The following is a 24281-nucleotide window of genomic DNA, read 5'->3' as shown; positions in this document are numbered from 1 at the left end:
TACCTGAATCGCAGGCATAAAAAAACCGGGTGGCAGCCCGGCTTCTTCAACAACACATCGAGGTCGATTATGCACCGCACAGTCGATGCAGGCAATACCGCGCATTCCACGTCAGTTTCCAGGCCCTCGCCGAATCTGACGCGTCAGGCTTTCAGTCATGGAGGGCGTCTGTAATGGCTCGTATCCGCACCATCAAGCCGGAGTTTTGGACCAGCGAGCAAGTCATGGAATGCTCGGCGATGGCTCGACTCCTCTTCATCGGCCTCTGGAACTTCTGCGACGACGCCGGCAACCACCCGATGTCGCCGAAGACCATAAAGGCTCTCGTTTTCCCCGGTGATGACATCACTGCGTCGGCAGTCGAGGAGTTGATCGGTGAGCTGGTGTCGAACCTCCTGGTCAGCCTCTATGAGGCCTCGTCGAAGCAGTACCTTCACGTCAACGGCTGGCACCATCAGAAGATCGACAGGCCAACATTCAAGCACCCCAGTTTCGTCGAGCCCTCGTCGAGTGATCGTCTAGATGATGGCGAAGGCTCGTCTAGCGGTGGTCGAGGGATCACCCCCGGAATGGAAGGGAAGGGAAGTAATACACACTCACCGCGTGAGCCATTCGCGATGCACCTCGAATGGGTTCCAGATCAATCGCAGCTGGAGGCCTATGCCAAGCGCTCAGGTGTTCCTATCGCAGAGTTCTCGAGCGAGGCCATCGGCGGGTTTGTCGTTCATCACGATGCCAAGGGTGTAGCGCAGACAGAAAGCCAGTGGATTGCAGCCTTGGTCGGCTGGATCAAGCGCGATTTCACGAAGGCGGCCAAGGTCGTCCCGCTGCGAAGCGGTGGCGGTGCGACGACGTTTGACGATGAAGACACGTCCTGGATGAGCCAGGAGGTCGGCCAATGAACCAGGTATCTGTCGTCACCCACGGCCTGTGGGCCAAAATTCAATCGGGTCAACGCATCCCAGTCGGCTTCGAACTGCCGGCGGACGTGAAGGCTGAGCTCAACCGCAAGACCGCCGCGGTGATTAACGACCTGTTCCGCGATCTGCGATCGATCTGCACCGCCTGGAAACAAGCCTGGCCCGATCAGGCGACCTATAGCGCGTCGAAACAGCAGTGGTTGACCGCATTCCTTGAGGCCGGCATCAACAGCGCCGATCAGTTGCAGTTCGGGCTGATGCGCTGCAGACAGTCGGGCACCCCATTTATCCCTCCGCCTGGTGAATTCATCCAGTGGTGCCAACCCTCGCCAGAAATGCTTGGCCTCCCAGCGCTGAAAGCCGCCTTCCGCGAGGCATGCCGTAACGCTCACCCGGCCATGGCTGGTCAGGGCAAGTGGAGCCACGACGCGGTGTGGCACGCCGCCAAGGAGTGTGGCTTCGAGAACTTGAACAAGCTTCCCGAAGACGCCAGTGCGAAGTTGTTCGAGCGCAACTACACCATCGCTGTTCGCCGGCTGATGGCTGGTGAGCCCCTGCAGAAAATGCCTCTGGCACTCCCGGCCAAAGTCGCCGCCAGGCGAACCCCGCAGGTTGGCAACGCCGCATTGGCCGCCATTCGTGCTGCAAGGAGACAAACATGAGCACGCTGCTCATCCCGAATCCCGCCGAGTACCGCTACGCGCTCTACTGCCGCAGCGACCAGCTCGACATTTCGTATGGCGCCCGGGAGCCCGTGGCCCTGTACCGCGAAGAGGCGTTGGCCCAGGCGCACGGCGCCCGGATGTGGCCCGGCGCCTTTACCGTCATCGACCTCCAAGGAGAAGACCTATGCGCAAATTCGCGGTGATGGAGCCTGGCCGCGCCAAGCCGATCGACAGGGAGGGGCAGGAACAGGCCGCGTTGATGCAGGAGCTGCAATTGCGCTTCCCCGAGGCCTACTCGCTGATCTACCACGTCCCGAATGGTGGGCATCGGGTCAAGGCCGTGGCTGCCAAGCTGAAAGGGCAGGGCGTCAAGGCTGGCGTGCCTGACCTGGTCCTGCCTATGGCGCGCGGCGGCTGGTTTGGCTTGTACATCGAGTTCAAGGCTCAGCCGCCGTTCGATGCGCCGGTATCGCCGAGCCAGGATGCCTACCTGCAGAAGCTTCACCGGCAAGGCTACCTGGCTGTGGTGTGCCGGGGCAGAATCGATGCGATCCAGACCATCCACCATTACCTGCTGCAGCCCGCCACGGTGGCCGCATGACCGCGACCCGCGAAGTGAAGCTCAGCGAGGCCGAAGTCCGCCGGCAGGCCGGCGACAAGTCGGTGCGCGACCTGCGCGACCCGCGTCATCCGGGGCTTTACCTGCGCTTCTGGAGCAGTCGCGACCGTGGCACTTGGTATCTGGTTCGTGGCAAGCGCTGGGTGCCGATCGCTCGCTGGCCTGACCTGAGCGCGACGGCGGTGATCGCCGAGCTGCCCGCCCTCCGCCAACGCTTGTTGCGCGACCCCGCCACGGCGCCGGTAGCCTCTGGCATGGCCACCGTGGGCCAGTTGCTCGACTGGTATGGCGACCGCCTGGCCCGTGACCGTTCGTTATCGGCGAAACGAAAGGCCGGTGCGCGTTCCGCCGTTGCCCAGCACCTAAAGCCACGCCTGGGCGGCCTGGCCATTGCCGACGTGAGTGCCGAGTCGTTGGACAAGCACTTGATGTGGCCCTGCCAAGCCGAGGTGTCGTTGTCGTATCTGCGGCAAATGTTCGCGCTGCTGCTGACAGCGTTCCGCCAAGCCCTGAAGCTTGGCCTGATCGACCACAACTCCATGGCCGGGATGCGCTTCAACGACTTCACCAAGGCCAAGATCCTGCCCAAGGCGGCCCGCTTGCGTGACGTGCAACTGCCGGAGCTGATGCAGCAGCTGGCCCAGGCGTTCGAGCAGGCACCGGGCGACGCCATGCTGGCCCTGATGATGCTGGCCCACGGCACCCGCATCGGTGAGACCCGCATGGCGCGCTGGAGCGATATTTCTCTGGCCGCTGCCGAGTGGTTCATCCCGGCCGCCAACACCAAGACCCGGGCCGAACACCGCCTGCCATTGACTGCCCAGGTGAAGGCGCTGCTGGTCCGGTACCGGGCGACTCAGCAGGCCCGCGGCTATGAGGGCGTGTACCTGTTCCCGAGTCGTCGCGGCGTGTCACTGAGCGAGACCCAGGCCAGCAACGTGTTCAAGCGGCTGGGGCAGGGAGAGTGGACCAGCCACGACCTGCGCAAGGTGTCCCGCATCACCTGGACCGACCTCGGCATCGACGGCCACATCGGCGAGATGCTGCTGAACCACACGCTGGGCAAGATCGCCAGCACCTACATCCACACCCAAGCCATGCAGCAGCGCCGGGCAGCCCTGGAGACGTGGCACGGCTGGCTCGATCAGGTCGGGTTCAAGGCCATCCACAACCTTACCGAGGCCTTAACCGCAAATTCGCAGAATCTGGTGCAGCCCAAAGCGGGCGCGGCTTCGAGCGACCTTACCGCATTTGTAATTAGCGAGGATTCGAAATGAATATTTCCGAGCCCGAGGCCCTACGGGATCAGTTCGTGAAGGCTTACCGCAGCCTGCTTCTAGCAGAAGGAATGAACATCCGAGAGTGTCGATTCGAGTGGTGTGAAGGCGGGTTTGTGCATCGCGAAACGGCAGTCGCTTGGTGGGCTTGGCAGGCCTCCCGTGAAAGCCTTCGCGTCACCAACCCGTTCCCCGTCCAGATGGGTGACCCGGATGCAGCATGGGCGCGCGAAGTTGCTGATAAGTCGCTGCGCGCCCAAGGGCTGAAGGTGGTCGGCTGATGAAGAAGCACGGCCCGGCATTTAAGAAGGCCGTGATCGAGCTGGACGAGTGCCCTTTGTGCCGTGGGAGAGCGGTCACTCAGGGTGTGTTTCACGAACTGCCATGCGACCACTGCAACGCCTCGGGCTGGGTAGCGGCTGCAAACGGCGACGCCCTGGCCCTGGATGAATTGGTGACCCAGCTCAGCATGAGGCTTCGGGCAGCGCTCCGGCAGATCGAGCAGTTGAAGAACCCTCAGGCATCCGGGCCTGAGGCGACATATCAGGGAAGCAACCGGCGCGGCGCCGGCGGGACCAACTACACCGGGGACTGAGGGGGAAGGACATGATTTACAGCAGCGTACTCGCGGCGGTCGTCTCGGCCCTGGCTGCAGAAGCGATCGACAACACCAGCAAGCAGGCCTGGCAGAAGCTATACGAGCCCGGCAGCGAAGACGGTCACGACATGGCCACCTTGAGCCGATCGGTCGAGCGCGGCGAGATCAGTCGTATGGACGCGGACTGCTGGGTATTCGCCCGGCTGCACAGTCAGCTGAAGCCACGCCACTGGGATGTGCTGGTGGCCAGATTCAGCACGCACAAGGGGCGGAAGGTTCAGTCGATCAGTCGCCTGATACCCATGGTTGCCTCTCATGCCCCGAAGCTGTTCATTACCAGCGCCGTTACGGCCTGGGCGATTCCGAAGATGAAGGGCGCCGACGGAAAGCGGTCGAGCGACATGATCGTGCTGCCGGCTCAGTTCTACGACATCAACCGATGGGACCCGGATGCCCGGCCTGAGCGAACGCGGCGCCGCTGGAGGAAAGACATCGAGGACGTTCTGAAGCAGATGGCCGAAGAAGCACTGGAGGCTGCTGCCGACATCCTGAGCTACGAAGGTCTTTCGATGGAAAATGCCGCTTGACATCAAATGGCCGCATGGCCGATTATTTCTACATCCTGTCATTCCTGCGCGTGTTGAGGAGTGACGAAGAGAAGCCCGACCATTGCGTCGGGCTTTGTTTTATCTGTAGTCAAGGAAAGATGAGATGTTTCGTGATTTGAAGCTGGTCAAAAGAGTTCTGATCTGGCTGGAGGAGAACTCTCCATTGAGCGGGGTTCGGCGAGATGAGTTGCGTGAAGGCTTGCTCGTTACCGTCTCGGATTCTGCTTCATTCGACTACCAACTCGATCTTCTTACCGGTGGTGGCTTTGTTCGACGTGAGCCCTCACTTGCTGGTTCTGACTGCTTTAAGCTGACCTGGAGCGGTCATGACTTGCTGGATCGGCTTAATAAAGAAAGCTGATCCTAATTCTCTATCGACACAGAGCCCTGGCGAATGCCGGGGCTTTTTCATTTGAGCTCCCCGAAAAGGGAGGAACCGAGATGCCAAACATGCCCGAGAAGGATCCTGGCCTGTGGGCCGCTGTGCTCGCCTGGGTGATTGCCCATCAGCCCCAGCTTGGCGCCGCCGGCTTGTCCGTTGCGATCGCCGTCCTCCGGGTGGTGTATGGCGGCGGTACCCGCCGTCAGATGTTCTTGGAGGGTGCTCTGTGTGGCCTCATCACCCTGGCCCTGGTGCCGCTGCTCGAATGGATGGGCCTGCCACAGGGTATGGCAACCTTCGCGGGCGGCATGGTCGGCTTCATGGGGGTGGAGAAGCTTCGCGGCTACTCCGACCTGTTCCTGTCTCGAAAGGCCCAAGGGTAACCAATGAATCGAAACCAGATCGCCACCGCGAACAGCCTGTTCTTCACGCGAGACCAGGTACAGCGTCGTCTGGACACCGTGCTGAGTGGCTCAGGTGTCGCGCTGATGATCACCGGTGACTACCAGGCGCCAGATGTTCTGGCTGCTGTTGTGGGGTCTCTGGCAGAACACTTCAGGAAAGAGCTCACAGCCATCGATGATCAGCTCAAGCTGATGGGCTGGAGCGGCGAGTAAGTAGCGGGAGGTAGGCGATGGCCTGCAGTGGATGCGCCGCCCGGCGCGAATGGATCAACAAGTGGACAAAGGTGGCGTATGAGCGAGCCCGTGATCTCGTTGCTGGAGCAGGTCCTGGCCGAGCAGCAAAAGCAGACCGGCCTGCTGGAGCAGATCGCAACGCAGAACCTGGCGCTGATCGAAGCTCTGGCGGATGACTTTGGCCCTGATCCCGATACCCCGCCACTGACTTACCTGAGTGGTGCGCCATGCCGTTGAGACCGCAGCGACCATGCCGGGCGCAGGGCTGCCGATCACTGCACCGCAACGCCAATGGCTACTGTGATGGCCATTCCGACCTGGCTGCAGAGCAGGCCAAGGCCTGGGCGACACGCAAGGGATCGGGCCGTGGTGGTCGCCCCTGGCGCCGCAAGCGTGAGCGAATCCTGAAGCGAGACCAGTACCTCTGTCGGTGCGACGACTGCGCCCGGCATGGTCGCATCCGCGAAGCGCATGAGGTTGACCACATCGTGGCCATAGCCCACGGCGGTACCGACGATGACGACAATCTTCGGGCGATCAACCGCGACTGCCACAAGGCGAAGACGCAGCGGGAGTCGAAATCGATCAAGAAATGATCGAAAACGGCGCAAATGAGACGAAATCTCGCCTATGGGGAGGGGGAGGGTCAAAAGTTCAGGCCCTTTCGCTCGGACACCGCGCCCTCAGCCTTTTTTCTATTTCCGCAAAATTCAGGTTTCCAAAATGGCCCGACCGCGCAAGCCGACGAACGTGCTTGAGCTGACGGGTGCGTTCAAGAAAGACCCCCAGCGGCGCCGCGAGGATGCTGAACCGGTGGGCGAGCTGACCGCCCCGCCAGCTCACATCAATGGAGCAGTGCTCCACGCCTGGAAGGAAATCGCCAAGTACGCCCCAGGAGGCGTATTGACGAACTCCGACCGACTGACACTGGAACTGGCCGCCAACCTACTGGCCCAGTTCCGCAATGACCCACTCGATTTCCCTGCTGCCAAGCTGGTGCGACTGGAGGCCATGCTCGGCAAGTTCGGCATGACGCCGGCCGACCGATCCAAGGTTGGCGGCGTCAAGAAGGACGCGCCGAAGGGCAATGCATTCGCGGAGCTGTGATGGCAAAGACGAAATTTCCGCTGATGAAGGCGGCTGAGAAGTACGCCAAGGATGTTGTCGCCGGGAAGATTCTCGTCTGCAAGTGGATCAAGCTGCTGGCTCAGCGTCACCTTGACGACCTGGCTGCTTCGAAGCGAAAGGACTTCCCGTACAAGTTCGATCCGGCCAAGGGGGAGCGAGTCGCCAAGTTCCTGCAGTTGCTGCCGCACACAAAGGGCAAATGGGGCGGAAAGAAGCAGCTGATCAAGCTTGAGCCCTGGCAACTTTTTTCTGTCTGCGTGCCGTTCGGCTGGGTCCGCAAGAAGGACGGCACCCGGCGCTACCGGACAATCCTCATTTTTGTGCCACGCAAGAATGGCAAGTCGATCATCGGCGGCGGGGTTGGCCTGTACATGTTCGTCGCTGATGGAGAATTCGGGGCCGAGGTCTACTCCGGCGCTACCACCGAGAAGCAGGCCTGGGAGGTGTTCAGGCCGGCCAAGCAGATGGTCGAACGCACCGACGACCTGCGCGAGCATTATGGTGTCGACGTGAACGCCTCCAATATGGTCGTGCTGGCCGACGGATCGCGCTTCGAGCCGGTAATCGGAAAGCCAGGCGACGGTGCATCTCCATCATGTTCGATCGTTGACGAGTACCATGAGCACCAAGACTCCACGCTGTATGACACGATGGAGACTGGCATGGGGGCGCGCGAGCAGCCCGTAATGCTGGTGATCACCACAGCTGGATCAAGCATTGGTGGCCCATGCCACCAACTGATCCGGGATGCCGAGCGGATGCTGGAAGGCGTGATCGATCGGACAGACCTCTGGGCGGCTCTCTACACCATCGACCAGGGAGACGACTGGACCAGCGATATAGCGCTACGCAAGGCAAACCCAAACTTCGGGATCTCTGTCGGTGAGGACTTCTTGCTGGCCCGCCAGCGTGACGCGATGCAGTCGGCAACCAAGCAAGCGACCTTCCGCACCAAGCACCTCAACGAGTGGGTCGGTGCCAAGAATGCCTGGCTCAACATGCTGCGCTGGAAAGAGGCTCCGGCCAGGAAGAGCCTTGCGGAGCTGGAGGGGCGCCCGTGCTACGGCAGCCTCGACCTGGCGAGCAAGATCGACATTGCCGCGAATGTGCTGATCTTTCCGCCGCATGGCGACGATCCGTTCTGGCATATCCATGCCAGGTACTACCTGCCGGAAGCGCGCGTGCTCGAGGAGCTGGACAGCAACACCGCCCGATACCGCGAGTTCGATGCGCTTGGCTTGCTGACACTCACCGATGGCGAGGTCACCGACTTCGAAGTCATCAAAGAGGACATGCGCGAATTTGCCGGCCGGTTCGACATTCGAGCCTATGCCTACGACCCATGGCAGGCCACCCAGCTTGCCCAGGAAATGGATGCCGAGGGGCTGCCGATGGTTGAGCTGCGCCAGACGGTGCAGAACCTGAGCGAGCCCATGAAAGAGGTCGAGGCGCTGGTGCTGCAACGAAAGCTGGCCCACGGCGACTGCCCGGTGCTGACCTGGATGGCTTCGAACGTCGTCGCGAAGCTCGACGTGAAGGACAACATCTATCCCAACAAGGAGCGTCCGGAGAACAAGATCGACGGCATGGTGAGCCTGATCACCGGTTGCGCCGTGGTGATCAAGTTGGGTGGAGCCGACAACTCCAATCTGGATGGCTTCTTCGAAAACCCCATCATGGTAGGAATCTAATGGCGCGCAATAAGAAACCAGGGCGGGTAAAGACCGCACTGCTGGACTGGCTGGGCGTGCCCATCGGCCTGAATACCGGCGCCTTCTGGCAAGAGTGGTTCGGCAGCTCGGCCAGTGGCAAGCACGTCACCGTAGACAAGGCGCTTCAACTGTCGACGGTGTGGGCATGCGTTCGGCTGCTCTCAGAATCGGTATCCACGCTGCCACTGAGGTTCTACCGGCGTCTTCCGGATGGATCGAGGGAGCCGGCGAAGGATCACCCGCTGTACCGATTGCTGTGTCGAGTGCCAAATGCCGAAATGACTCCTCAGCGGTTCATGCTGTTGGTGGTGGCAAGCTTGTGCTTGCGGGGCAACGCCTTTGTCGAGAAGAAGATGGTCGGCCAGCGCGTAGTGGCGCTGGTGCCGCTGCTTCCTCAGTGCGTGTCGGTGAAGAGGCTGGAAAACGGTCGTCTTCAGTACAAGTACAGCGAGAACGGAGTCGAACGGGAGATCCCCGAAAAGAACCTGATGCACATTCGTGCGTTCGGCCTCGATGGGGTATGCGGGATGCTCCCCATCACCACGGGGCGCGAGATCCTCGGTTCGGCGATGTCGGCAGAGGAGGCAGCAGCTAAGGTGTTCGCTCAAGGCATGCAAGCGTCCGGCATCCTCAGCAGCGACAATGATTTGAAACCTGCTCAGCGAGAGCAGCTGCGAGCTAGCCTTACCGCCTTCATGGGTTCGAACAACGCCGGCAAGATCATGGTCGCCGAGGCTGGCCTGAAGTACCAGGGGATCACCATGAACCCCGAAGCGGCGCAGATGCTGGAGTCTCGGGCATTCAATGTCGAGGAGATCTGCCGCTGGTTCCGCGTCCCGCCTTTCATGGTTGGGCATATGAGACAAGCAGTCCAGCTGGGCTTCCTCCGTGGAGGCGCAGAACCTGCACTTCCTCACCAACAGCCTGCGTCCGCTCTTGGTCAATATTGAGCAGGAGATCACCCGCTGCCTCATTGGTGAAGTCGATGCGGACGACTACTTCGCAGAGTTCGCTGTGGAAGGTCTGCTTCGAGCCGATAGTGCCGGCCGTGGCGCCTGGTACAACACGGCCCTGCAAAATGGCTGGATGTCTCGCAACGAGGTTCGCCGGCTGGAAAACATGCCGCCGATCCCAGGTGGCGACACGTACACGGTCCAGTCTGCACTGGTCCCCCTGGATCAGCTCGGAAAACCGGCGACAGGCGTTTCGCCGGCTGCCTCGGCATTCATGCTTCGGCTGGTCTCGGCACGCAACAACGACGACCGAGAGGCCATCAACAAGGCGGTCGAGCTGGCGTCCCAGGCCCTGGAAACCGGAAATCCAGACGGCCCCATGATGGCCCACGCGCTGATATCGATGCCGCTGCTCAAAGCGGCCTGACCTGGAGTAACCCATGACTCTCAAGACACTACCGGCAGCGCCGGCGGTGCGGCCGCACGCGCGCGTCGAATCGGATCTATTGCCCAAGGCCATGGAGCGCTGGAATCCAGCGATCAAGGCGGCTACCGGTGACGACGCCACCACCATCACCATGTACGACCCGATTGGCATGGACTGGTGGACGGGCGAGGGCGTAACCGCCAAGCGCGTCAGTGCCGCTCTGCGCAGCATCGGCGACAAAGACATCACCGTGAAGATCAACAGCCCGGGCGGCGATGTTTTCGAAGGCTTGGCGATCTATAACCTGCTGCGCGAGCACAAGGGCAAGGTCACCGTTCAGGTGCTTGGCCTGGCTGCCTCCGCTGCGTCGTTTATCGCCATGGCCGGCGATGAGATCCAGATCGCCCGGGCCGGTTTCATGATGATCCACAACGCCTGGACCATCGCCGCCGGCGACCGCAACGATTTCACCGAGGTCGCGGAATTTCTCGACCAGATTGATGGAACCCTGGCTGATATCTATTCGGTCAGGACGGGTGACGACATCGCCGCTATGCGCGCTTTGATGGATGTCGAGACATGGATGGGCGGCAGCGCCGCGGTTGAGGCTGGATTTGCAGACGGCCTCCTTCCTTCTGACGCAGCTCAAGAAGACCCGCAGGCTCTCGCTCCTCAGCAGATCGCCGCCCGCCGACTGGACACCATCCTGGCGAAACAGGGTATGCCGCGTTCTGAGCGCCGCGCCCTTATTCAGGAACTCAAAGGGGGTACGCCTGGCGCTGCCTCCTCCGGTACGCGCACCGCTGCCGACACCCAGGCCGACCTGGCCAATCACTTTGCCGAGCTACAGGCCGCCATATCGCGGTTCTCGGCAGCAGCTCTCAAGTAACCGGAGATGATTCCATGGCAGACACTACTGCTGACCTGTTGAAACAGGTCTCCAACGAACTCAAGCAGGCCACCAGCGATTTCAGCAAGCAGGCGGAGAACGCCCTGGCCGAGGCCAAGAAGGCCGGCAGCCTGTCCGAAGAAACCAAGAACGCCGTCGACGAGCTGGCGACCAAGTTCAACAGCCTGACCGAGGCCGAGAAGCAGCTCAAGGCCCAGCTGGGCGAACTCGAGCAGGAGTTCGCGCGACTGCCCGCATCTGGCACGCCAACAGCCCGCGATACTGCCGGTGGCGTGGTGATCAAGAGCGAGGGGCTGAAACAGTTTGCAGCAAACGTCGAAGGCGGCAAGCGCATCAGCGTTCCCGTTCAGGCTGCTCTGCTGAGCGTCAACGTGCCCGGCACCATCGTTGCACCTGATCGGCTGCCGGGTATCGATGTCGCGCCGAAGCAGCGCCTGTTCATTCGCGATCTGATCGCCCCGGGCCGAACCACTTCGAACACCATCTACTGGGTTCAGCAGACCGGGTTCACCAATCGCGCCGCGGTGGTGCCAGAGAACACCACCAAGCCGTACAGCGATATCGAGTTCGCTGAAAAGATCACCCCGGTGCGCACCATCGCACACATGTTCAAGGCGTCGAAGCAGATCCTCGACGACTTTGCTCAACTCCAGTCGATGATCGACACCGAAATGCGCTTCGGCCTGAAGTATGTAGAGGAGCAGGAAATCCTTTTCGGCGATGGTACCGGCGCACACCTCGAAGGCATCGTGCCGCAGGCCTCGGCCTTCAGCGCGGCATTCGCGGTAGAGCAACAGAACGGCATCGATGACCTGCGCCTGGCGATGCTCCAGGCTCAGCTGGCCCGCCTGCCTGCTTCCGGCCACGTACTGCACTTCATCGACTGGGCGAAGATCGAGCTGACCAAGGACACCTTGGGCCGCTACATCCTCGCGAACCCGCTGGGCCTCGCTGGTCCTGTGCTGTGGGGTCTCCCGGTGGTGGCAACCGAAATCGCGGCCTTCCAGGGCAAGTTCCTGACCGGTGCCTTCCAGACCGGTGCGCAGCTGTTCGATCGTGAAGATGCCAACGTGGTGATCTCCACAGAAAACGCCGACGACTTCGAACGCAACATGATCTCGATTCGTGGCGAGGAGCGTGTTGCTCTGGCCGTGAAGCGCCCAGAGGCCTTCATTTACGGCAACTTCACCGCACCGACGACCCCTTGACCCTAAGCGGGCCGCCCGCGTGGCGGCCCTGGAGGCAATCATGAAACTGAAAACCCTCAGACCTCTTTACTTGGGCGGGCAAACGCTGGTGGAAGGCACACCCTTCGAGACCATCGAGCAGCACGGTCGCGAGCTGATCCACAAGGGCTACGCCGAACCGGACAACTCCGAAGGCGCAGCTGCGGTAGATCTGACGCAGCCTTTGGCAGCTGGTCAAGGGCGATTGACAAGCGACTCTCTGGTCGCGGGGGATCTGGCTGACCCGCCGACTGCACCAGTTCGTGTTCTCAACCTCAAGCAGGAAGGCCACGGCAAGTGGATCATCATCGGCGAGGACGAGAAGCAGGTTGGCGACTTCGTAGGCAACAAGGCTGACGCGCAGAAGGAGCTGGATCGCCTAGTAGCTGAGGCCAAGCCGCCTGTGCAGGAGTAAACCATGTCTGTGATCGCCATCGACCTGGCCATGCACCACCTGCTGGCCGAACCTGAAGACCAGGTGCTGGTCCAGGCACAGCTCGATGCGGCGGAGGAGGCGGCCATGCAGTTCCTAAACCGCCGTTTTTATCTGGACCAGGTCAAGCTCGACGAGGCTCGCGCCGGCGTTTCGGCAGCCTTGCAGCAAGCCAAGGAGGCGAATGCTGCGGCGGTTGCTGCCGCCGAGCAGGAGCCTGACCTCACGTTGCGCTGTCGGCTACTCGAGCATGCCCGCCAGGCGCTGGCGGACGCCTATGACCAGGCAGACGCTATCGCCTACGGCATGGTGGTCAACCCCGCGCTCCAGGCTGCTTGCCTGCTGAAGCTTGGGCACCTGTTCGCCAACCGCGAAGAGGTGGTCACCGGTACCATCGCCGCTGAACTGCCGCTGGCTTCCCAGCACTTGCTTATGCCTTACCGCATCCGGATGGGTGTGTGATGCAGGCCGGCAGACTGCGCCACCGGATCGACATTCAGGAGCTGAAGCCGGTGCGTGACCCGGTGACCTTGGAGTTTGGGGAGCCGGAATGGGTCACTCGGTGGGAGAAGTGCCCGGCGAGTGTCGAAGACCTGTCGGCCAGAGACTTCATCGCGGCTCAGGCGGGCCAGGCCCAGGCCACGGGCCGGATGGTCATCCGGTACCGGGCTGGGGTGCTCCCCACCATGCGCATCCTGTACCGGGGTGAGGCGTACAGCATCGTCGGCCCGCCGCTGGCTGACGCCAAATCCGGACTCGACTACCTGACGATCTTGGTCGAGAAGGGGGTGAAGGATGGCTGACGGTGTCGAGTTCAGCATCACCGGCCTGGACAGCCTGCTGGGTAAGCTGGATAGCGTGAGCTATGACGTTCGCCGCAAAGGCGGTCGGGCGTCGCTGCGCAAGGCCGCTCAGATAGTGGTGCAGAAGGCCAAGGAGGGCGCCGAGCGGATCGACGACAAGGAAACCGGGCGCTCGATCTCCGACAACATCGCGCTGCGCTGGAATGGCCGCTTGTTCAAGCAGACCGGCGACCTTGGCTTCCGGATCGGCGTGCTGCACGGCGCCGTCCTCAAGGATGGTGGCGACCTCAGTCCGAACGCACCGACGCCTCACTGGCGCTTGATCGAGTTCGGTACCGAGAAGATGGCTGCCGCGCCGTTCATGCGGCCGGCCCTTGCCAACAGCATCGCCGAGGTGACCAACACCTTCGTCACCGAGTACGAGAAGTCGATTGACCGCGCGATCCGTCGCGCCGCGAAGAAGGCAGCGTCCAGATGACTCCACCGATTGTTCAGGCCTGCGCGGCATCCGCCGCCGTTACCGCGCTGCTGGGATCTGGCGTTGATCTGCGGCTCTACTCCTTTGGCGAAGCACCAGAAGGCGTGGCCAGGCCCTATGCGGTATGGCAGTTGGTGAACGGCAGTCCCGAGAACTACCTGGCCGGCCGGCCTGACGCCGACGGCTTCACGCTGCAGGTTGATGTGTACGGCACCACCGGTACCTCGGTGCGCCAGGTTCGCGACGCCATCCGTGATGCTATCGAGCTGCAAGCGCACATCACTCGGTGGGGCGGCGAGAGCCGTGACCCCGCCACCAAGAATTACCGAACCAGCTTCGACGTGGACTGGATAGTCCCTCGATAGCCGAAATATCCCCCAATAGCCCGCCCAGTGCGGGTTTTCTTTTGCCCGCAATTGGAGAAGCCCATGGCAGTTCTCGCTCAAGGCACCCAGATCTATGCTCTGGTGCCTCATGTTGGTAGCCCGTCGCAATTCGAGGTCATGGAGATTGAGTGCGCTACTGCGTTCAACCCTGGCGGAAACCCGGCCGACCAGGTTGAAGTCACCTGCTTGAGTGACCGCGTCCGTAAATACCTGCGTGGTCTGCGCACCCCAGGGCAGGCGTCCTTGACCTTGAACGCTGACCCGCGAAACGCCTCGCACGTCCGCCTGCATCAGCTTTCGGAAGACGACACCATCGAAAGTATTCGTTGGGTTGTAGGTTGGTCCGATGGTGTAGACATCGCACCAACCGTTGGTGTTGCAGGAACGCTGGCTGCCATTGAGCTGACCAGTGGCGGGAGCGGCTACACCACGCCGCCAACCGTCACGTTCTCAGGAGGAGGCGGTACGGGAGCCGCCGCCACCGCCATCATCCAGGGCGGCGCAGTGGTCGGATTCACCATCACCAATGAGGGGTCGGGCTACACCAGCGCGCCGACAATTACGCTGGCTGATGGTGATGGTACTGGTGCGACGGCGCTTGCGGTCTTGGGTGACCCAGAAGACTTCGTACTGCCCCCAACGCGTACCTGGTTCCTGTTCGATGGCTACGTCGCGGACTTCCCGTTCGACTTCGCCGCAAACGCCGCCGTTACTTCGGCCGTTTCCATCCAGCGTTCCGGCGGTTCCGCCTGGATCCGCAAGACCACCAATGCTTGAGGTTTCCCGTGAAGCTCACAATCGACTCGCTAAAAAAGATGGGGTCCTTCACAGGGCGCCCGGTTGATAAGGAAATCACCTGGAGCCAAGGCGATGAAACTTTCACCGCTACGGTCTTTGTTCGTCCTCTCGGGTATCAATCTGCAGTCAACGATGTGTTGGCCGCGGGCGGAAAACATAAGGACAACATCGCCGGGCGCATTGCCGCCGCGATCTGCGACGAGGAGGGCAACTCCATCTTCACGCCGATCGATATCACGCATGGACCGCTTGATCCCGATGAGCTGGCGAAGGACCCGGACAGCACCAAACGTATGGGGGCCCTTGATGGCAACCTTACCGTGGCCCTGATGTTGGCGATCAACGAGGTCAACAACATGGGAAAGACGACGAGCTCACCGACCTCGACGAGATCTGGCACGAGCTCGTCCTCTGCGGCATCGGCGGCAGGACAATCGCCGAAGCGAAGGAAAGGCTGAGCTTCCCCGAGTTCCGCGCCTGGGTGAAGTACCGAAAGTTGCGTGGATCGCTCCATTTGGGCATGCGAGTGGAGCGGGGCGCAGCTCTGCTTGCCACGCTCTACGCGAATGCGCACACCAAGGAGGGTGGGTTCACCCTCTACGACTTTATGCCGCATGAAGCTGAGCCTGCACTGACGCTTGAGCAAGCCATTAAGTCTTGGGCATAGCCCGCACCCAAACGCCAATCACGCCGGCCAGCGTCCGGCGTGCCGTTCTATGCCCTGGAGGACAGTATGGCAAGTAAATCCCTGGGCACCCTTACATTGGACCTGGTTGCCAGGATAGGCGGGTTCACGGGCCCAATGGACAAGGCCAGCCGCGAAACCCAGAAGCGGATGGCTGAAATCAAGAAGTCAGCTGAGCAGTTGGGTAAAGGCATTGGCACCGCTCTTGCTGCGGTGCCTGCCATTGTCACTGGCCTGGTCACCAGCTCAGCAATGGCGGCAAAGGAGATCAGCAATCTAGCCAGCATATCTGGCCTTTCAACTACCGAGTTCCAACGGTACGCGGCCGGTGCCGCCTCGGTTGGGATCGAGCAGGACAAGCTCTCGGATATCTTCAAAGATACCAACGACAAGATCGGCGACTTCCTGGCGACCGGCGGGGGAGAGCTGAAAAACTTCTTCGAAACCATTGCGCCGCAGGTCGGCGTCACGGCTGAGCAGTTCCGCAACCTAAACAGCGCCGACGCCCTGCAGTTGTATGTGAGTAGTCTGCAGAAGGCCAATGTCAGCCAGGCGCAAATGACCTTCTTCATGGAGGCCATTGCGGATGAGGCCACTGCGCTGGTACCGCTGCTGGCCGATGGTGGGAGGAAGTTCAAGGAGCTGGGTGACGCCGCACAATCCACGGGGATGATCCTTGACGATGCCACCATCTCCTCCGCCAAGGAGTTCAACAACCAGCTAACTGTGCTGGGGCAGTACGCCAGCTCTGCCAAGACGGCATTGGCCGCCGAATTCATGCCGGTTCTGGCACAGCTGTCTAAAGACTTGGTGGATACGACCAAGGAAGCGGGTGGCCTGCAATCGCAAATGAAATCCTTAGCCAACTCGTTGGTGGAGACGACCGCGGTTGTGGCCAGCATTGGCGACGGCATCGCGCGAGCATTCAAAATCACTGCGCAGGCGCTGGTCGGCAGTTTCGACACTGCCATGTACTATTTCAACTCCATTGGTGCTGCTGGTAACGAAATTCTCGGCAAAATCACGTTCGGGGAAACTTCGCGGGAGTTTCGCACTGCCGCCGAAAATATGCGCCAAGATGCGCTAGTCAACTTCGGCAATGCTCGGGTCGCCGCCGAGGCTATCGGCAAAGAGCTGGAAAAGCCGCTGGCAGGCGATGCGATTCGCGAGTACGTGGCGAAAGCCAGGCAGGCCTATGCGGACTTGCCAAAGCTCACACCAGGCGCCTCAGGTCCTGGGTTTGTAGGGCAGACGGATGCGCAAAAGGCAGCCCAGAAGGAAGCGGAGGCTGCGGCCAAGAAGCTGAACCAGACCTTTGAAACCACTGAAGAAAACTTGAAGCGTCAGATCGCACTGATCAACACCAGCGCGGACGCGAGTAAGAAGGCCACAGAGGTGGCCAAGCTCCAGTTTGAAATTGAGTCAGGGCGGCTTGTTGGCATCAACGAAAAGCAGCAGGAGAGGCTCAAGGGCTTGGCTGCAGAACTGGATCGCCTGCAGAAACTGAAGCAGGCAAACGAGGATGCGGCCAAAGCCCAGGCATTCGGCGCCACCTTGTCGGAAGTTAACAGAACTGCCCGTGGGGGTTTTGATCTCGAGCTCGCCGGCGCCGGCGAAAGCGACAAAATGAAGGAGAGGCTCCAGGCCGATCTGGCTATCCAGCAGGAATATCAGAGCCAACTGGCCGAGCTGCAAAAGCAGTACAACGGCGGCGATATTAGCGAAGAGCTCTACAACCAGGAAACGGAGCTGCTGCGCAACGCTTTGGCCGAGCGGATGGAGATTCAGCAAGAGTATTACGCCCGCCAGGATGAAGCGCAGGCCAATTGGCTTGACGGTGTTTCATCGGCCTGGGGCAATTACCTTGACCAGGCGCAGGACATTTCCGGCCAGACGAAGAGCATGTTTTCGGATGCGTTCTCGGGAATGAATGATGCCCTCTATGGGTTCGTCACCACCGGCAAGCTTTCCATGGACGACATGGTGGCCACCTTCGCCCAGTCAGCCTTGCGCATGCTCATCCAATGGGGCACCGCCCAGGTGGCTATGGCCGCTCTCAACGCGTTCACCTCGACGGCCGCCATCCCGATTGTCGGTCCTCTTGCGGCGCCTGCGGCTGCGGCGTCTGCGCTCGGATCGGCTGGCAGCTTTATGAGCATGATCAGCTCCGTAGCAGGCATGGCGCATGACGGCATCGACGCCGTTCCGGAGGACGGAACCTGGTACCTGCAGAAAGGGGAGAGGGTTACCACTGCAGAGACTAGCGCCAAGCTCGATCATACCTTGAGCAGAATCCAGGCCGATCAGGACGGACAGCGACAGCAAAGCGCCTCTGGGCAGCCACAGCTCAACGTCTATAACGCCCCCTCAGGGACCAAGGCCACAGCGCGCATGGAAAACAAGCAGTGGGTAATCGATGTCATCTGCGGCAGTTTGGCCGGTGATGAGCAGGTGCACGAAGTGTTCTCGAACAAGTACGGGCTAAGCACGGTGGGGCGATGAGCGAGCAAACCATTCAATACCCGCGGCAGCTCCCTAAGCCGTTACAGGATGGGTATGAGCTTGAGACCACCAACCCGAAGATGGCCACGCCCATGGCGTCTGGTCGGATTCGTGAGCGCCGGAGGGCCGTTGAGGTTCCGACGCGCATCAAGGTGAAGTGGATCATGAATGATGCCCAGGCCGCTTTCTTCGAGGCCTGGTTCTCTCGGACTCTCGTGGAAGGAACGAAGTGGTTCGACGCTGAAGTGAAAACCACGCAGGGGCTGATGCCAAGAACCTGCAGGATTCTCGGGATTTATGAGGGGCCGCGCCTGGTAGGTGGGAGGTACTGGGAATTCTCGGCAACGCTTGAGCTTCGAGAGCGACCAATGATGCCGCCGGGCTGGGAGGAATTCCCAGACTACTGGTTCAACATGAACATTCTTGACCTCGCCATGAATGGACGAGGCCACTGGCCGGAGGCGTGATATGGACCCATTGGAAGTGGCCTTCGCGTCTCCTTCAGGCTTGGAGGTATTGATCCCTGCCTTGGAAATCACCAGTGACGCCTGGTCAGAGCCCATTTTGCTCACCCATATGTTCACGGACATCACTGCCATAACCGAGGACGGCAGGTCCCTGACTTATGAGGCCCACGGTATCGATGTATCGATGCCAAAGAAGGACAACACCGGCAGTCAAGCCATTACTTTTGCAATCGATGGCGTGACAGGGAAGGCGCAAAACTTGGTTCAGGCGACGGTCGATCAAGAAAAGCCCGTTCGGCTGACTATGCGCTTGTACTTGAGTACCGACCTGTCCAAGCCAGCTCAGCGGCCGTATTACATGACGATTGGCAGCGGCACGCTTGAGGTCGACCATGTCGAGGTCCAGGCCCGCTACTTCAATTTGATTGACGCCAAATTCCCACGGGACGACTTCAACTCCCAGATCACGCCCTGCATCAAGTACGAAGGCTGACCCATGTTTCAACGATACCTCGCTGCGATCTATGAGGATTGCGGGCGCGAACTGCCGCGCGTGGATTGCTGGGGGCTGACCCGGTTGGCCCGGCATGAGCTCTATGGAATGCCGCTGCTGGAAAGCTTCGGCGGGGTCATTCGCAGCAGCGCCATGTCCTTCCAGAGGGCCTACCGACGGCAGGTGGAGGCGGCCTTGGAGGTATGCCAGCCGTTCCCAGGGGCCATCGCAGCGGCAATGGATGGGGATGCCTGCGTTCACATTGCCCTAGTGGTGTCGAGAGAGGGGCGTCTGCAGGTGCTGGAAATCAACCCAGGGTCAGGTGCCCGCATCCTGCGCTTGCAGGACTTCATGGAAAACTTCAGCAGAGTGATCTTCTACCGTGATCGAATTCTTCGCGAACAAGCTTGATGCCCAGCCGTTGCGGCAGTATCCGATCCGCCGTGAAACCACCTTGGATGCCTGGCTGCGCGGCAACGTGACCAACTACCGTCGCAACCGCCGTCGCATTCGGCGCGGAGAGTTGAACCCGGTCAGTATTACGGTGAATGGTCAGCTGGTGCATGTGAGCGCCTGGCGCGTGACGGATATTGGGCCGGATGATGACGTGCGCATCTGGCGGGAGCCAAAGGGCACCGACCCGATCTCGATCACGATCGCTGCGATCAAGGGCTTCCAGGCGGTCATGAAACTGTTCATGCCGCGGATCAAGATGCCAAACACCCAGGGCCCACGGCAGGGAGATCCTCTTGAAAGTTCGCGCACCAAGGCCAACCAGGTGCGTTATGGCGACATCATTCGGGAAGCGTTCGGCAGGAACCGGATCTACCCGGATGTCATCGTTCCTCCACGTCGCGGCTTTCCAACAGAGCGCACTGAATGGGTCCAGATGCTGCTGGCGGTGGGCATCGGCGAATATGAGATCCAGCCAAGCGATATTCTGGTTGGGGACACCCCGATCATCTCGCTTGGCACCAACGCCCGCTATCAGATTTACGGACCGGGCGAGAGCGTCGCTCTCGATCCTGCGGCAGAGTGGTGGTACTCGGTATCCGAGGTGGGGGCCACCTCAACCGGTACCGCGGGCATTGACCTGCGAACCACGAGCCCGGCGACACCTTCTGCCAATGCGCAGGCCTACCAGTTTGACGGCGACCTGGTCACTGTCCCGGTAGGTGCCGGCGCGTTACCTGCGGACTGGAGCGCAGGCATGATCGTCCGCGTCGAGGTCATGTACCAGTACACGGTCACTGCTGGCACTGGCGCTGGTGGTCGAGACACAATCTCAGGGCCGCTTGCCCAGCTGGGCGCTTACCCGGGCATGGTCATTGAGGTGACGGGGGCCAACGAAGGGCAGTATGTCGTCCACGACTATACGCCGCCGGCCGGCAGTGATCCTGCCAAGATGACACTGAACACCCGGAGTGGCGCTCCGGTCCTGGGCCTGCAGTTCGGAACCGGTTGGGCCTGTATCGGTTATGAGGGGCTGCGATATCGGATCACTGCAGCAAATACGGCCCAGATCGCACTTGAGCGTATAACCGACACCGGGGACGTGGATCCGGATTGGCCTGGATTCGATTACATCGAGAGCAACTCGGCTTCCATCCAACTGGACAGCTCAACCCTCGAGGGAGACTGGGCCGGCGCCTACGCCGGATGCCCAGTTGGCGAACTGGCGACTTCGTTTGAATTCGATGTGATGTGCCCGCAAGGCTTGGCGAGCGTGGACAAGAAGGGGCGCGTTAATAGCCGGTCCGTCACGTATGAGGTTCAGTGGCGTGACATGGCGACGGCGGGTACCTGGTCCTCCTATCGCGAGACGATCACCCGAGCAACGCTGGATCAGATTGCGTTCACTCGGAAACTCGATCTGGCATACCCAATGCGCCCTGAAATCAGGATGCGGCGCATCGGAGCGAAATCGACCGAAACCAACGTGCAAGACATGATCCAGTGGTACGGGCTGCGTTCGCGCTTGCCAAGCCCAGCTTCGTACCCGGGCGCCACTACGATATCGATTGCTGTGGCTGGTGGCGGCCGACTTGGCGCCCAGTCGGAGAATCGCATTTCGGTCGTAGGCACTCGAATCTTGCCAACCCGGGAAAACGGCCAATGGACAGAGAAGCGCCCGGTGCGTGACCTGGTCGCCCCGTTCTGCTACGTGGCCAAGAAGGCCGGCTATCAGGATGCTGACCTCGACCTGGTGGAGATAGATGCCCTCGCGGAGGTGTGGAAAGCGAGAGGCGACACGTTCGACTTCCAGTACGACTCGGCGAGCACGGTTAAAGAAGTGCTTGGCGATATTCTGTCCGCTGGTTTTTCCGAGTTGACCACCGGGCGGGGGCGCCTACGGCCGGTCCGCGATGCTCTGCGTGAAGGCGTTGACCATAACTACACGGCCCCGGCGGCCAACGGTGAGGTTTGGGCCTATTCCGCGCAGAACATGAAAGGTTCGCTTGCTCGAGCCTTCACATCGCCTGCCCCGGATGACAACGACGGTGTTGACGTTGAGTACGTCGATGGCCGCACGTTCCAGAAGCAGGTGGTGAAATGCCGGCTTCCCGGGGATCTCGGGCAGAAGCCAGAGAAGGTCAGCGCTGTAGGCGTAACGGACCGCGACAAGGCTTACCAGCGTGGGATGCGCCGTCGATCCGAGCAACGGTACCGTCGCTGGACATACAGCTTCGAGACGGAACTGGACGCCAACAACAGCGATTACCTGAGCTTGGCGGCTGTTTCAGATGACACACCAGGAAGCGGCCAAAGCACCTATCTTAAGTCGTTCGCGATGGATGCTGGCGGTGTGGTTCTCGAGAGCAGTGATCCACTGGACTGGGCTTCTGTGCCCATGGCCCAGGTCGCGCTGAGGAAACAGGATGGCCGTGTCGACGGGCCGTGGAGCGCGACCCGAATTGACGATTACCGTCTGCGGATCTCGCAACTCGGCTTCACTCCTGATCTTTCGTGGGATCGAGAGCCGCCCCACTTGCTGTTCGGCCGCATACACCCCGTTCTGGCGACCAGCGTAGAGCCACGCGGCCTGGAAATGTGCTCTACCCGCGGCGTCAACTACGACGACCGGGTCTACCTCTTCGACAACGCGCCGGCGCCGGCTGACGCATAGCAAAACCATCCTTCCGAACCCCGCCTTGTGCGGGGTTTTTATTTTGGGGAGCACCCATGCGCTACAACACTGGCAACCCGGTTGAGCCATACGGCTCGTCTGACTTCCGCGATGCGTTCGACAATACTGGTAACTTGGATCTGGCCATGAACGGCCAGGCCTTGACTTGGGTAGACCGGGCAGGAAAAGAGAAGAAGTCTTGGAAAGGAATCCAGCAGCAGGTCACCGACTACCTGATCAAGTCTGGTTACGAGTCGGTCTACCTCACCTACGGCTCAGGCGTAATCGTAGAGCGACAGACTCAGCTCGTTCAACGCGATGGCGAACTTTACCGGGTCATGAATGCTTCGGATATTCCTCTGACGCTGACCGGTACCTGGGCAACTGACGCACCAAAGCTTCAAGCTGTTGGGGATCAGGGGCTGAGACAGCAAATCTCAGGCAACCTAGAAGCAGGATGGTACACGCCTCAAGATCTAATTCTCGATGGAGTGACCGACCAAACCAGTAAAGTTCTTTCAGCTTTTTCCGTTTGGCCGAGAGTCCGGCTGCCAAAGGGAACTATCAAGCTGAATCTAACCATCCCAGATGATTGCAGTTTGTTTGGCGCCGGCGAAATGACCTGGAATGTCGGGGCGTCACAGTGGGATGGAAATGGGACTCTGGTCATTGGCAGCGTTCGTTTTGACAATAGGCGGCGCGTGACTGCAGGAATGATGTCGATCGACAACTACGCTGCCGGCGGTAACGCAGTAACTGGAGTTGGACCCAATACCCGTTATATCTATGTTTCTAGAGTCAATACCCGTGCAAACAATCATGGGCACCTCTGGGAGCAGAACGGCACAGATCCGCTTGGCGCAGCTGGCGGCGATGTTGTTCTCATGGATTGTAATCATCATGGTGGGCCTAACGGTTTCGCTGTGAAAATGAGGGGCGTTCATCTCGAGAGATGCAATGCCAGCCTGACCACTGTTCAGGGATTCGCGATCGTATCCGACAATATCAATGGGGCCGGCATCTACAGCAGAGCCTCGAATGTCAGAATGGTCGATTGCGGGGGAGGGGGGAACAACAATACATTGCACGTATATACCCGAGATCACTTCAGCACAACGAATGCAAATGGCGTTAGGCCTGCAAGCGATATCGTTTGGCTTAGAGGAGAACTGAGTGGGTGTTCCACGCATGGAGCTTTGATAGGCGACTATTATGAGTCGCCTGCAACACGAACGCAAATAAACTGCTCCGATGTAAGGATATTATTTGCCAAAATCATCTTGAATACTCAGCGTGGTGTTCTTATTACCCTTGGGGATAGAATAACGGTAAAATACTGCACCATGGGGCAGAATGGGGAGAATAGGAATATATCCTTTGACGACTTTGGTACGCGTGTAACTGCTCTGGATGTTAATAAGAATAACACTTATGGTCCCGCGCTTGGAATTGAGTCTGGAGTTATCAAGATTGCAGCTGGCGCTGGATCTATTAATGCTTCACATGGGGCCGCTGTTTACCGAACTCAGAATACCGTGCAGACTACCATTTCTGCCTTCTCGGGAGGTGTTCCTGGCCAATCGCTAACCTTGTGTATTGATGACGATTTCACTGTATGTACAGTCGGCGGTGTCGCCGCTCGAGGCAAAGGAAATCGGCTCAAGTACGTATACGACTCTCTTGCCTCCGAGTGGATTTGCGTAAGCACAATTCCGGTTTACGAGGTTGCCACGGCCTGGGCTAGCACTCTGGTCATGGACTTCTCAAACGCTGGCGTGACATCTCGTTACGTCCAGCTTGCCGGAACGACGGCGCTGGTACAGCTTGCTTCACCAGCCGCCTCCTTAGCTGGCAGAACGTTCACTCTCCGGCTTGCAGCAGATGCGTTCGCAAAGGCAATTACCGCATGGTCCGCCGTGTATAAGTTTTCCACCGCAGTTCCTGCCCCAACGAGTGTTCCTGCAAACACAACAACCCTTGTGACGTTCTATTGGAACGGGTCGGCCATGGTCGCGACATCGGTAGTAAACTACGCGACATAGAGAT

The 24281-nt window shown here is 60.2% G+C and carries 33 protein-coding genes; all 33 read left to right on the top strand.

The window, feature by feature from the left end; translation table 11 throughout:
* Window positions 1-173 precede the first annotated feature (173 nt).
* The 33 genes from IRZ56_RS01140 to IRZ56_RS00990 all read left to right on the top strand — a co-directional run bounded on the left by IRZ56_RS01140 (window position 174) and on the right by IRZ56_RS00990 (window position 24277).
* Entirely contained in the window at window positions 174-902 is a 729-nt protein-coding gene (locus IRZ56_RS01140; RefSeq protein WP_196143218.1) for a DnaT-like ssDNA-binding domain-containing protein, read from the top strand.
* Entirely contained in the window at window positions 899-1582 is a 684-nt protein-coding gene (locus IRZ56_RS01135) for a replication protein P (protein ID WP_196143217.1), read from the top strand. The genes IRZ56_RS01140 and IRZ56_RS01135 overlap by 4 nt, the downstream gene beginning before the upstream one ends.
* Entirely contained in the window at window positions 1579-1788 is a 210-nt protein-coding gene (locus IRZ56_RS01130; protein ID WP_196143216.1) for a hypothetical protein, read from the top strand. Before IRZ56_RS01135 ends, IRZ56_RS01130 begins: the two co-directional genes overlap by 4 nt.
* Window positions 1770-2186, top strand: a complete 417-nt coding sequence (locus IRZ56_RS01125; protein ID WP_196143215.1) for a VRR-NUC domain-containing protein — start codon at window positions 1770-1772, stop codon at window positions 2184-2186. Before IRZ56_RS01130 ends, IRZ56_RS01125 begins: the two co-directional genes overlap by 19 nt.
* A complete protein-coding gene (locus IRZ56_RS01120) occupies window positions 2183-3481 on the top strand; it encodes a tyrosine-type recombinase/integrase (protein ID WP_196143214.1) in 1299 nt (432 codons plus the stop codon). Before IRZ56_RS01125 ends, IRZ56_RS01120 begins: the two co-directional genes overlap by 4 nt.
* A complete protein-coding gene (locus tag IRZ56_RS01115; protein WP_196143213.1) occupies window positions 3478-3762 on the top strand; it encodes a hypothetical protein in 285 nt (94 codons plus the stop codon). Before IRZ56_RS01120 ends, IRZ56_RS01115 begins: the two co-directional genes overlap by 4 nt.
* On the top strand, window positions 3759-4076 hold the full coding sequence (locus IRZ56_RS01110; RefSeq protein WP_196143366.1) for a hypothetical protein: 318 nt from the start codon (window positions 3759-3761) through the stop codon (window positions 4074-4076). The genes IRZ56_RS01115 and IRZ56_RS01110 overlap by 4 nt, the downstream gene beginning before the upstream one ends.
* Before the next feature lie 11 nt (window positions 4077-4087).
* Window positions 4088-4666 (top strand): hypothetical protein, encoded by a 579-nt coding sequence (locus IRZ56_RS01105; protein ID WP_196143212.1) that lies wholly within the window; start codon window positions 4088-4090, stop codon window positions 4664-4666.
* Window positions 4667-4790: 124 nt separating this feature from the next.
* Window positions 4791-5048, top strand: coding sequence for a DUF2513 domain-containing protein (locus IRZ56_RS01100; RefSeq protein ID WP_196143211.1), 258 nt, complete (start codon window positions 4791-4793; stop codon window positions 5046-5048).
* An 80-nt stretch (window positions 5049-5128) separates the two neighbouring features.
* On the top strand, window positions 5129-5452 hold the full coding sequence (locus tag IRZ56_RS01095; protein WP_054889174.1) for a phage holin, lambda family: 324 nt from the start codon (window positions 5129-5131) through the stop codon (window positions 5450-5452).
* Between the two features lie 3 nt (window positions 5453-5455).
* On the top strand, window positions 5456-5686 hold the full coding sequence (locus tag IRZ56_RS01090; RefSeq protein WP_196143210.1) for a hypothetical protein: 231 nt from the start codon (window positions 5456-5458) through the stop codon (window positions 5684-5686).
* 78 nt (window positions 5687-5764) lie between these two features.
* Complete coding sequence (locus IRZ56_RS01085) at window positions 5765-5944, top strand: hypothetical protein (protein ID WP_196143209.1); 180 nt, start codon at window positions 5765-5767, stop codon at window positions 5942-5944.
* Window positions 5935-6303 carry an HNH endonuclease gene (locus tag IRZ56_RS01080; RefSeq protein WP_196143208.1) on the top strand — a complete coding sequence of 123 codons (369 nt, stop codon included), beginning with the start codon at window positions 5935-5937 and terminating at the stop codon, window positions 6301-6303. The genes IRZ56_RS01085 and IRZ56_RS01080 overlap by 10 nt, the downstream gene beginning before the upstream one ends.
* A 127-nt stretch (window positions 6304-6430) precedes the next feature.
* Window positions 6431-6814 (top strand): hypothetical protein, encoded by a 384-nt coding sequence (locus IRZ56_RS01075; protein ID WP_196143207.1) that lies wholly within the window; start codon window positions 6431-6433, stop codon window positions 6812-6814.
* Window positions 6814-8526, top strand: coding sequence for a terminase large subunit (locus IRZ56_RS01070; RefSeq protein ID WP_196143206.1), 1713 nt, complete (start codon window positions 6814-6816; stop codon window positions 8524-8526). Before IRZ56_RS01075 ends, IRZ56_RS01070 begins: the two co-directional genes overlap by 1 nt.
* Window positions 8526-9497 (top strand): phage portal protein, encoded by a 972-nt coding sequence (locus tag IRZ56_RS01065; RefSeq protein WP_230390297.1) that lies wholly within the window; start codon window positions 8526-8528, stop codon window positions 9495-9497. Before IRZ56_RS01070 ends, IRZ56_RS01065 begins: the two co-directional genes overlap by 1 nt.
* Entirely contained in the window at window positions 9436-9927 is a 492-nt protein-coding gene (locus tag IRZ56_RS23065; RefSeq protein WP_328310391.1) for a phage portal protein, read from the top strand. Before IRZ56_RS01065 ends, IRZ56_RS23065 begins: the two co-directional genes overlap by 62 nt.
* Window positions 9928-9940: 13 nt before the next feature.
* The gene (locus tag IRZ56_RS01060; protein WP_196143205.1) at window positions 9941-10816 is read left to right on the top strand and encodes a head maturation protease, ClpP-related; all 876 of its coding nucleotides are present in this window, start codon (window positions 9941-9943) and stop codon (window positions 10814-10816) included.
* A gap of 14 nt (window positions 10817-10830) precedes the next feature.
* Window positions 10831-12045 carry a phage major capsid protein gene (locus IRZ56_RS01055; RefSeq protein WP_196143204.1) on the top strand — a complete coding sequence of 405 codons (1215 nt, stop codon included), beginning with the start codon at window positions 10831-10833 and terminating at the stop codon, window positions 12043-12045.
* A 40-nt stretch (window positions 12046-12085) separates the two neighbouring features.
* The gene (locus IRZ56_RS01050; RefSeq protein WP_196143203.1) at window positions 12086-12478 is read left to right on the top strand and encodes a hypothetical protein; all 393 of its coding nucleotides are present in this window, start codon (window positions 12086-12088) and stop codon (window positions 12476-12478) included.
* 3 nt (window positions 12479-12481) lie between these two features.
* Window positions 12482-12958: a head-tail connector protein gene (locus IRZ56_RS01045; protein ID WP_196143202.1), complete on the top strand. Its 477-nt coding sequence runs from the start codon at window positions 12482-12484 to the stop codon at window positions 12956-12958.
* Window positions 12958-13299, top strand: coding sequence for a phage head closure protein (locus IRZ56_RS01040; protein WP_196143365.1), 342 nt, complete (start codon window positions 12958-12960; stop codon window positions 13297-13299). The genes IRZ56_RS01045 and IRZ56_RS01040 overlap by 1 nt, the downstream gene beginning before the upstream one ends.
* Window positions 13292-13777, top strand: a complete 486-nt coding sequence (locus IRZ56_RS01035) for an HK97-gp10 family putative phage morphogenesis protein (protein WP_196143201.1) — start codon at window positions 13292-13294, stop codon at window positions 13775-13777. The genes IRZ56_RS01040 and IRZ56_RS01035 overlap by 8 nt, the downstream gene beginning before the upstream one ends.
* Window positions 13774-14142 carry a DUF3168 domain-containing protein gene (locus IRZ56_RS01030; protein WP_196143200.1) on the top strand — a complete coding sequence of 123 codons (369 nt, stop codon included), beginning with the start codon at window positions 13774-13776 and terminating at the stop codon, window positions 14140-14142. Before IRZ56_RS01035 ends, IRZ56_RS01030 begins: the two co-directional genes overlap by 4 nt.
* 63 nt (window positions 14143-14205) lie before the next feature.
* Window positions 14206-14940, top strand: coding sequence for a phage tail tube protein (locus IRZ56_RS23355; RefSeq protein ID WP_196143199.1), 735 nt, complete (start codon window positions 14206-14208; stop codon window positions 14938-14940).
* Between the two features lie 8 nt (window positions 14941-14948).
* A complete protein-coding gene (locus IRZ56_RS01020; protein ID WP_196143198.1) occupies window positions 14949-15419 on the top strand; it encodes a phage tail assembly chaperone family protein, TAC in 471 nt (156 codons plus the stop codon).
* Entirely contained in the window at window positions 15353-15628 is a 276-nt protein-coding gene (locus tag IRZ56_RS23050; RefSeq protein ID WP_328310531.1) for a phage tail assembly protein T, read from the top strand. Before IRZ56_RS01020 ends, IRZ56_RS23050 begins: the two co-directional genes overlap by 67 nt.
* 66 nt (window positions 15629-15694) lie before the next feature.
* Window positions 15695-18148, top strand: coding sequence for a phage tail tape measure protein (locus IRZ56_RS01015; protein WP_196143197.1), 2454 nt, complete (start codon window positions 15695-15697; stop codon window positions 18146-18148).
* Window positions 18145-18615 carry a transposase gene (locus IRZ56_RS01010; protein WP_196143196.1) on the top strand — a complete coding sequence of 157 codons (471 nt, stop codon included), beginning with the start codon at window positions 18145-18147 and terminating at the stop codon, window positions 18613-18615. Before IRZ56_RS01015 ends, IRZ56_RS01010 begins: the two co-directional genes overlap by 4 nt.
* 1 nt (window position 18616) lies before the next feature.
* Complete coding sequence (locus IRZ56_RS01005) at window positions 18617-19108, top strand: DUF1833 family protein (RefSeq protein WP_196143195.1); 492 nt, start codon at window positions 18617-18619, stop codon at window positions 19106-19108.
* Window positions 19109-19111: 3 nt separating this feature from the next.
* Window positions 19112-19519 carry a hypothetical protein gene (locus tag IRZ56_RS01000; protein ID WP_196143194.1) on the top strand — a complete coding sequence of 136 codons (408 nt, stop codon included), beginning with the start codon at window positions 19112-19114 and terminating at the stop codon, window positions 19517-19519.
* On the top strand, window positions 19491-22235 hold the full coding sequence (locus IRZ56_RS23280; RefSeq protein WP_196143193.1) for a host specificity factor TipJ family phage tail protein: 2745 nt from the start codon (window positions 19491-19493) through the stop codon (window positions 22233-22235). The genes IRZ56_RS01000 and IRZ56_RS23280 overlap by 29 nt, the downstream gene beginning before the upstream one ends.
* A 56-nt stretch (window positions 22236-22291) precedes the next feature.
* Window positions 22292-24277: a hypothetical protein gene (locus IRZ56_RS00990; protein ID WP_196143192.1), complete on the top strand. Its 1986-nt coding sequence runs from the start codon at window positions 22292-22294 to the stop codon at window positions 24275-24277.
* The last annotated feature ends 4 nt before the right edge of the window (window positions 24278-24281 follow it).

It is taken from the genome of Pseudomonas guariconensis (assembly GCF_015680235.1).
Taxonomy (GTDB): domain Bacteria; phylum Pseudomonadota; class Gammaproteobacteria; order Pseudomonadales; family Pseudomonadaceae; genus Aquipseudomonas; species Aquipseudomonas guariconensis_A.
This window is presented reverse-complemented; position numbering and strand designations above follow the sequence as displayed.

Bases quoted from the DNA above. Each gene is read 5' to 3' on its own strand.
- IRZ56_RS01030 (WP_196143200.1), top strand. From the start codon at position 13,774: ATGACTCCACCGATTGTTCAGGCCTGCGCGGCATCCGCCGCCGTTACC.
- IRZ56_RS01090 (WP_196143210.1), top strand. From the start codon at position 5,456: ATGAATCGAAACCAGATCGCCACCGCGAACAGCCTGTTCTTCACGCGA.
- IRZ56_RS01055 (WP_196143204.1), top strand. From the start codon at position 10,831: ATGGCAGACACTACTGCTGACCTGTTGAAACAGGTCTCCAACGAACTC.
- IRZ56_RS01140 (WP_196143218.1), top strand. From the start codon at position 174: ATGGCTCGTATCCGCACCATCAAGCCGGAGTTTTGGACCAGCGAGCAA.
- IRZ56_RS01100 (WP_196143211.1), top strand. From the start codon at position 4,791: ATGTTTCGTGATTTGAAGCTGGTCAAAAGAGTTCTGATCTGGCTGGAG.
- IRZ56_RS01080 (WP_196143208.1), top strand. From the start codon at position 5,935: ATGCCGTTGAGACCGCAGCGACCATGCCGGGCGCAGGGCTGCCGATCA.
- IRZ56_RS01105 (WP_196143212.1), top strand. From the start codon at position 4,088: ATGATTTACAGCAGCGTACTCGCGGCGGTCGTCTCGGCCCTGGCTGCA.
- IRZ56_RS00990 (WP_196143192.1), top strand. From the start codon at position 22,292: ATGCGCTACAACACTGGCAACCCGGTTGAGCCATACGGCTCGTCTGAC.
- IRZ56_RS01085 (WP_196143209.1), top strand. From the start codon at position 5,765: ATGAGCGAGCCCGTGATCTCGTTGCTGGAGCAGGTCCTGGCCGAGCAG.
- IRZ56_RS01125 (WP_196143215.1), top strand. From the start codon at position 1,770: ATGCGCAAATTCGCGGTGATGGAGCCTGGCCGCGCCAAGCCGATCGAC.
- IRZ56_RS01045 (WP_196143202.1), top strand. From the start codon at position 12,482: ATGTCTGTGATCGCCATCGACCTGGCCATGCACCACCTGCTGGCCGAA.
- IRZ56_RS23355 (WP_196143199.1), top strand. From the start codon at position 14,206: ATGGCAGTTCTCGCTCAAGGCACCCAGATCTATGCTCTGGTGCCTCAT.
- IRZ56_RS01120 (WP_196143214.1), top strand. From the start codon at position 2,183: ATGACCGCGACCCGCGAAGTGAAGCTCAGCGAGGCCGAAGTCCGCCGG.
- IRZ56_RS01115 (WP_196143213.1), top strand. From the start codon at position 3,478: ATGAATATTTCCGAGCCCGAGGCCCTACGGGATCAGTTCGTGAAGGCT.
- IRZ56_RS01035 (WP_196143201.1), top strand. From the start codon at position 13,292: ATGGCTGACGGTGTCGAGTTCAGCATCACCGGCCTGGACAGCCTGCTG.
- IRZ56_RS01075 (WP_196143207.1), top strand. From the start codon at position 6,431: ATGGCCCGACCGCGCAAGCCGACGAACGTGCTTGAGCTGACGGGTGCG.
- IRZ56_RS01015 (WP_196143197.1), top strand. From the start codon at position 15,695: ATGGCAAGTAAATCCCTGGGCACCCTTACATTGGACCTGGTTGCCAGG.
- IRZ56_RS01000 (WP_196143194.1), top strand. From the start codon at position 19,112: ATGTTTCAACGATACCTCGCTGCGATCTATGAGGATTGCGGGCGCGAA.
- IRZ56_RS01005 (WP_196143195.1), top strand. From the start codon at position 18,617: ATGGACCCATTGGAAGTGGCCTTCGCGTCTCCTTCAGGCTTGGAGGTA.
- IRZ56_RS01040 (WP_196143365.1), top strand. From the start codon at position 12,958: ATGCAGGCCGGCAGACTGCGCCACCGGATCGACATTCAGGAGCTGAAG.
- IRZ56_RS01095 (WP_054889174.1), top strand. From the start codon at position 5,129: ATGCCAAACATGCCCGAGAAGGATCCTGGCCTGTGGGCCGCTGTGCTC.
- IRZ56_RS01135 (WP_196143217.1), top strand. From the start codon at position 899: ATGAACCAGGTATCTGTCGTCACCCACGGCCTGTGGGCCAAAATTCAA.
- IRZ56_RS01060 (WP_196143205.1), top strand. From the start codon at position 9,941: ATGACTCTCAAGACACTACCGGCAGCGCCGGCGGTGCGGCCGCACGCG.
- IRZ56_RS01130 (WP_196143216.1), top strand. From the start codon at position 1,579: ATGAGCACGCTGCTCATCCCGAATCCCGCCGAGTACCGCTACGCGCTC.
- IRZ56_RS01065 (WP_230390297.1), top strand. From the start codon at position 8,526: ATGGCGCGCAATAAGAAACCAGGGCGGGTAAAGACCGCACTGCTGGAC.
- IRZ56_RS01070 (WP_196143206.1), top strand. From the start codon at position 6,814: ATGGCAAAGACGAAATTTCCGCTGATGAAGGCGGCTGAGAAGTACGCC.
- IRZ56_RS01050 (WP_196143203.1), top strand. From the start codon at position 12,086: ATGAAACTGAAAACCCTCAGACCTCTTTACTTGGGCGGGCAAACGCTG.
- IRZ56_RS01010 (WP_196143196.1), top strand. From the start codon at position 18,145: ATGAGCGAGCAAACCATTCAATACCCGCGGCAGCTCCCTAAGCCGTTA.